The organism is Exiguobacterium sp. TDN 0502, from assembly GCF_050846835.1.
Taxonomy (GTDB): domain Bacteria; phylum Bacillota; class Bacilli; order Exiguobacteriales; family Exiguobacteriaceae; genus Exiguobacterium_A.
Window position 1 is genome coordinate 1 of sequence record NZ_JBOZGJ010000042.1, and the last position, 516, is coordinate 516.

General features: G+C 51.4%; 6 tRNA genes. All 6 read left to right on the plus strand.

The window, feature by feature from the left end:
• The 6 genes from ACRPK8_RS15820 to ACRPK8_RS15845 all read left to right on the plus strand — a co-directional run bounded on the left by ACRPK8_RS15820 (position 1) and on the right by ACRPK8_RS15845 (position 516).
• Positions 1-76, plus strand: a tRNA-Lys gene (locus ACRPK8_RS15820).
• 7 nt (positions 77-83) lie between these two features.
• Positions 84-167 (plus strand) — tRNA-Leu (locus ACRPK8_RS15825).
• 7 nt (positions 168-174) lie between these two features.
• Positions 175-249, plus strand: a tRNA-Gly gene (locus ACRPK8_RS15830).
• Between the two features lie 22 nt (positions 250-271).
• A tRNA-Leu gene (locus ACRPK8_RS15835) sits at positions 272-358 on the plus strand.
• 6 nt (positions 359-364) lie between these two features.
• Positions 365-438, plus strand: a tRNA-Arg gene (locus ACRPK8_RS15840).
• 5 nt (positions 439-443) lie between these two features.
• Positions 444-516: transfer RNA gene (locus ACRPK8_RS15845), tRNA-Pro, on the plus strand.

The window sequence follows — 516 nt, forward strand, 5'->3', positions numbered from 1 at the left end:
GTGTCATTAGCTCAGTTGGTAGAGCATCTGACTTTTAATCAGAGGGTCGCAGGTTCGAATCCTGCATGACACACCATTTTTATGCGGGTGTGGCGGAATTGGTAGACGCGCTAGATTTAGGATCTAGTGTCTTTGACGTGGGGGTTCAAGTCCCTTCACCCGTACCATTTATATGCGGAAGTAGTTCAGTGGTAGAATACGACCTTGCCAAGGTCGGGGTCGCGGGTTCGAATCCCGTCTTCCGCTCCATTTTATATCTAAATAGCATTATGCGGTCGTGGCGGAATCGGTAGACGCGCTAGGTTGAGGGCCTAGTGATGGCAACATCGTGGAGGTTCAAGTCCTCTCGACCGCACCATATGATGCACCCTTAGCTCAGCTGGATAGAGTACTTGACTACGAATCAAGGGGTCGGGAGTTCGAATCTCTCAGGGTGCACTTTTCGGGAAGTAGCTCAGCTTGGTAGAGCACTTGGTTTGGGACCAAGGGGTCGCAGGTTCGAATCCTGTCTTCCCG